Origin of the sequence: Lapillicoccus sp., assembly GCF_025353065.1 — a bacterium.
Taxonomy (GTDB): domain Bacteria; phylum Actinomycetota; class Actinomycetes; order Actinomycetales; family Dermatophilaceae; genus Lapillicoccus.
Genome location: NZ_JANXRJ010000096.1, coordinates 1 through 5,256 on the forward strand (window position 1 = coordinate 1; position 5,256 = coordinate 5,256).

The 5,256-nt window shown below is 68.2% G+C and carries 5 protein-coding genes; 4 read left to right on the forward strand and 1 reads right to left on the reverse strand.

Annotated elements, in window-relative coordinates; translation table 11 throughout:
- Positions 1-1,763: DUF2075 domain-containing protein (locus tag Q0R63_RS07865; protein ID WP_295696042.1), on the reverse strand; the 1,763-nt coding region annotated here is incomplete at its 3' end.
- A 256-nt stretch (positions 1,764-2,019) separates the two neighbouring features.
- Here Q0R63_RS07865 and Q0R63_RS07870 point away from each other — a divergent pair.
- From Q0R63_RS07870 to Q0R63_RS07885, 4 genes are all read left to right on the forward strand, one after another.
- Positions 2,020-2,274: a hypothetical protein gene (locus Q0R63_RS07870; RefSeq protein WP_295696044.1), complete on the forward strand. Its 255-nt coding sequence runs from the start codon at positions 2,020-2,022 to the stop codon at positions 2,272-2,274.
- Positions 2,271-2,660, forward strand: coding sequence for a type II toxin-antitoxin system VapC family toxin (locus Q0R63_RS07875; RefSeq protein ID WP_295696046.1), 390 nt, complete (start codon positions 2,271-2,273; stop codon positions 2,658-2,660). The genes Q0R63_RS07870 and Q0R63_RS07875 overlap by 4 nt, the downstream gene beginning before the upstream one ends.
- Positions 2,661-2,828: 168 nt before the next feature.
- Positions 2,829-3,983, forward strand: coding sequence for a nuclease-related domain-containing protein (locus Q0R63_RS07880; RefSeq protein WP_295696048.1), 1,155 nt, complete (start codon positions 2,829-2,831; stop codon positions 3,981-3,983).
- A gap of 379 nt (positions 3,984-4,362) precedes the next feature.
- On the forward strand, positions 4,363-5,256 hold an 894-nt coding region (locus Q0R63_RS07885), incomplete at its 3' end, for an MFS transporter (protein ID WP_295696050.1).

A 5,256-nucleotide genomic window follows, 5' to 3' on the forward strand; every position in this document is an offset into this window, starting at 1 on the left:
AGGAGCACCTTGTAGACGTTGCGCACGAGCCGGTCGAAGTCCGCGTCGCCGACCTTGTCGCGGTTCCGGAAGTCGGGGTCGCGGTTGGCCGCGCGGACGGACACCCAGCGGTCGTCGCGCCAGACGAGGTCAGGGCCGATGATGACGCCGGCGTAGTCGTACTCGAAGCCCTGAGCCGTGTAGACGCAGCCCACCTGGTCGAAACCGGCAGGGTCCGTGGCCCACAGGGCGGCGGGAGGTGCGCCACCGATGGACCGCTCACCCTTGAGGTTCCACGGTCTCGACCACGGTCCGATCGTCACGTCGCGGACGAGGCCTCCGTCAGGACGGGGGTCGCTCCACGGCCAGCAGTAGCCGGCGGCGATGCGCGCGTTGTAGCCCTCGGCCTGCCGGGATGAGAGCACATGCTCCATCTCGCCGGGGCTGTCGACGACGTCGACGATGAAGTGGGGGTCGCCGACCCAGGGGATCGGGCCACCGGGCTCGAGACCGAGCAGCCGCTTCACCCACGTGACGTAGGCCTCGGACCCGCCGCAGCGGAACTGCTGGTCGAGACTGATCCGCCGGACCGGTATGCCGCGAGCAGCGGCGTGTCTCTCGATGTCCTCAACCGTCCCCTGCTCGCCCGGCCGTACGACCTGATGTTCGTCGAGCAGGAACACGGGAACCCGGGCCGCGGACAGGAGCTCGTCTATCTGTGGTCTGCCCAAACGGTGCTCGGCCTTGGTCCAGCGGTTCACCGAGGACTCGCGGATGCGGTGGGCCTCGTCGAGGATGAGCACGTCGAGGTCGTTCTGCTCCGCGGTCATGAAGGAGTTGAAGTACTGGAACATCTTCTGCACTTTGGGCGCTCGCCGACCCGCGACCTTGCGCAGCGTCTGCGTGAAGGATCTCGAGCCCGTCGCGTGGAGGACGGCACGTCCTTCGCGGGACAGCTCTCCGAGGAGGGAGAGGGCGATCACGCTCTTGCCGCTGCCCGGGCCACCGCTGATGACGACCGCCGACTTCGCGTCGTCCCGGCGGGCTCGCTCAACCGCGTGAAGCACGTAGTTGAAGGCATCCATCTGCTCGGCGGGCAGGACGAACATCTCGCGCTGTTGCACCTCCTCGGCCGCCAGGGCCAGGAGCTGACGCGAAGGGGCGATCCGGCTCGCGAGCAGGTTGTCTGCGTATGCCGCCCCCGACTCACCCGGCGCGAACCGGGTCAGGAGAAAGTCCTGGAAGTCGCCGCGCCGCTGACCGGTGAAGAGGCGGCCGTGCTGGTCTCCCGGCATACGGAGCAGGTCGTCGACACCGTGGTCCGTCGCGTTGTGGAGGTAAGCGACACCGGCGAGGGCCTCGGGTTGATCGGCAAGCACGCTCGTGAAGCCAAGCATGTAGTCGCAGTAGCCGCGGACCTGCAGCAACGGGTGCGTGACGGGTCGGCCGCCGTAGGCGTCGATGCTGATGAGGGTGTCGCTGTCCTCGAATCGCGAGGCACTGCTCCACTGCTTGAGCTCCACGACGAGGTAGGACGGAGACCCGGTCTCGGGATGGCGGCCCGCGAGGACGACGTCGGCGCGCTTGCTGGTCAGGGGGAGCTGGTACTCGATGAGCATCTCCACCTCACCGAGTCCAACGGAGACCAGGTCGGCACGCAGGGCGGGGATGCTCCGCTCCCACGAACGACGCTCACCGGGACTCGGTCGGTGGCCTGTCCTGATCGTCATCTGCTCGGCAATGAGGTCGGCGAAGTGGTGTTCGACGGCTGAGAATCCAGCCACGGATTGGCGGTAGAGCGTCACAGGTCAGGTCCCCAGGCAGCACGAAGTCTCTCGTGCGGGTGGGGGCATGTCCGGGGACGGAAGCCCGTCGGGCCGCGATTACGGGTGTGACTCTAGCCAGCGATGTGCGGCGGCGCGGCATACTCGCCGGCGCGTCCGAGCGCGCGCCGCAACCCCCGGGCTGCCGGTGCCCGGAAGAGGGCGTGAGGGGCTGCATGCCATGCACCATGTATTGAGATGCACCTATAGTAGATGTATGGCGTCCTTGGTGCAGATCCGCAACGTCCCCGAAGACGTGCGTCGAGCCCTCAAGGCGCGCGCAGCGGCCGAGGGCGAGTCACTCAACAGCTACCTCCTGCGCCTGATCACCCAGGAGGTCGAACGCCCCACTGTGGCTGAGGTTTTCGCTCGCGCCGCCCAGCGAGACGAACGCGCCACGGCATCGTCGGTCGGTGTCATTCGCGAAGGACGCGACGACAGGGACCGTGCCGCGGGCGGTCGTGAGCGGTGATTGTCGTCGACTGCTCAGCAGTCGTGGATGCGCTCTCGCTGGTGGAGGGCACGGATGATCTTCGTTCGCGTCTCCGGAACGAGGACCTGCATGCGCCGGGGTTGCTCGATGTGGAGGTCGTATCGGCCCTTCGCGGGCTCACGTTGGGTGGCCGTCTGACGCCGAGCCGAGTACAGGATCTGCTCACCGACTTCGACGACCTTGCCCTCGAGCGGTGGGCCGCGGGAGATGCCCTCCGCCGCCGGGCCTTCGCGTTGCGGGACAACCTGACTGCCTATGACGCGACTTACGTGGCCCTCGCCGAGGCGCTGGACTGCCCCTTGGTCACCCGCGACCAACGCTTGGCCCGGGCTCGCGGACACGGGGCTCAGATCGAGGTCATCTGACCCCAAGCGGCTGGGGAGATGTTCGACCGCCGTGGGCCCCGCAGGATCACACCCACCTCCTCGTCCGCCATCGTGCGAACTGATGAGTCCCGTCAGCGCTTTCGGAGGTTCTGCCGCCCAACGCGGACAGCCAGACTCGGTGATCGACGAAAGGGGCGACCTGGTGACATGCGCATGCTCGGGCGGACGGCCGTGAGCGCCGGCGGGAGTGCGGTGGAGGAAGCACGCAGCGCCGCGGCCGCGGCGGGTGTGCTCGAGCGGAAGGCCGCCTACGCGCGTCAGCGAGCCGAGAACTTCGGTAAGGGTGCCGAGGGTGAGCGGCTGGTCGCGCAGGCGCTGGCGCCGCTGACAACCTGTGGCGGGTTCGTCCTGCATGACCGGGCCGTCGCCCACGGAAGCAACATCGACCACCTGGTGATCGGGCCGGGTGGGGTGACCGTGCTCGACGCCAAGCACTGGGTGTCTCCGGTGAGTGTCCGCGACGAGCTGCGAGTCGGCGGCCGGCCGGCCATCCGGACGGTCGAGCACTTAGCCGATCTCACGGCGCAGGTCCGTGCCTCGATGGTGGAGGCCCGGATCGAGCTGCCGGTGATGGGGATGCTGGTCTTCACGCACGACTCCAACGCCTTCATGCCCCGCCAACGCCTCAGGGACGTCGACCTCGTCGGGCTCCACCACCTCCTGCCGACCCTGGCACGCACGGGGTCGGCCACCAGGGTCCACGTCGAGGCCGCTGTCCGTCACCTCAGCGGCGCGTTCCCGCCGTATGGCGCTGAGGTCCCGCATCCCTCGGGCCCAGTTGCCACGACGTCCTCCCTCTACGCGCGGGCCAACTTCTCCCTGTTCGTCGAGCCGTGGGCCCGGGCGGGTCGCCAGCGGCTCTACGTCAGTGATGACAGGGGCCGCGACCTGGGATACCAGGACCTGGTGTCCGGGGTAGTCGCTATCACCGAGCCCGACTCGGACGCGGTCGTCCGGGGACTCCTCGCCCACGCGGCCGGGTCGCGGCTGGGTCTGACGGCCAGCGCCTTCCCCAAGGTCCCGTTCGAGCTCGGGGGCAACCGGCTCATCAGCCGTCTCTCCCGCTCGTGGATCACCTACCACGTCGGGTCCCACTGGCGCCGGGGGCCGCTGGACCGCCTCTACGGCACCCGGGTCAGCCACGGGGAGGGTGTGCACGACCTCGGCTACGTCGATCTCGCGACCGGCTTCGTGTGCCCGGTCTCGGAACATCCCCTGGCCAAGGAGCTGAGCCCACCGAGGCGCTACCTCGAACGGCTGGCCGAGGCGTATGCCGCGTCGAAGCGAGCGCGGGTCTCATGAGCGGCATACAGATCGGTCCCAGGCTGATTGGTCCCGGGGTAACGCTCGGCGGTTGACGACCCCTTCTCGGTCACGTGGCTGGTCGTTCGGCTTCGGACCTGGCGCCGCAGGTAGGTGACGGCCGCGCCGAGAGGTCGCGCTGGGCCGGTAGTTGGCTGCCAGCGGTCAGCCCGGCGCTGACGTCGTGCGCCCCGCGGCCGCTCGATCACCTGCTCGTACATAGGCCCCCGGGCCACGGTCTGCAGCGCGTCGCTCATCGGGCCGTCTCCCTCGTTAAAGTCGGGCGAGCCTCCTTGACAACGACGGCCGCAAAGTCGAAAACTACGATGTTGGCAACGTGGCCAAGTGGCTCAGCCACTCATCTCGAGAGGGTTTCTGAATGGCAACCACCACCCTGGACGGCAACGCTGCCTCCCACCAACGACGCGCCGTCATCGCGAGCACCGTTGGTACGACGATCGAGTGGTACGACTTTTTCCTCTACGGCACCGCCGCGGCACTGGTCTTCCCGAAGCTGTTCTTCCCGGGGAGCTCCGACTTCGCCGGCGTCCTGGCCTCCTTCTCGACGCTCTTCGTCGGCTTCGCCGCCCGCCCCGTCGGCGCCGCGATCTTCGGGCACTACGGCGACCGGGTCGGCCGCAAGGCCACCCTCGTGACGACCCTCGTCCTGATGGGCGTCGCGACCTTCCTCATCGGCTGCCTCCCGCCCTACTCCAGCATCGGTGTCTTCGCGCCGATCCTGTTGGTAGTGCTGCGGATCGCCCAGGGCATCGGCGTCGGTGGCGAGTGGGGCGGCTCGGTCCTGATGGCCATGGAGTGGGGCAGCAAGAAGCGTCGCGGGCTGATGGCCAGCTATCCCCAGCTCGGCGTGCCGATCGGCCTGCTCCTGTCCACGGCGATGATCAAGTGGATGACGTCGATCATGACGCCCGCCCAGTTCGACTCGTGGGGTTGGCGGGTCCCGTTCCTCGTCAGTGCCGTGCTCATCGCGATCGGCCTCTACGTCCGGCTGCGCGTGATGGAGTCACCGGCCTTCCGCGAGGTCAAGCAGACCCAGGCCGTGGTCAAGCAGCCCTTCGTCGAGGTGCTCAAGTCGCACCCCCTGGAGATCGTCACCTCCGCCTTCATCCGGATGGCCGAGCAGGCGCCGTTCTACATCTTCATCACCTTCGTCCTCACCTACGGCACCAAGGTCGTCGGGATGAACCGCGGTGACCTGCTCAACGACACGCTGGTCGCCGCGGCGTGCGGGTTCGTGACCGTGCCGCTCTTC

Coding starts and splice junctions, on each gene's coding strand:
- Q0R63_RS07870 (WP_295696044.1), top strand. CDS start 2,020: ATGGCGTCCTTGGTGCAGATCCGCAACGTCCCCGAAGACGTGCGTCGA.
- Q0R63_RS07880 (WP_295696048.1), top strand. CDS start 2,829: ATGCGCATGCTCGGGCGGACGGCCGTGAGCGCCGGCGGGAGTGCGGTG.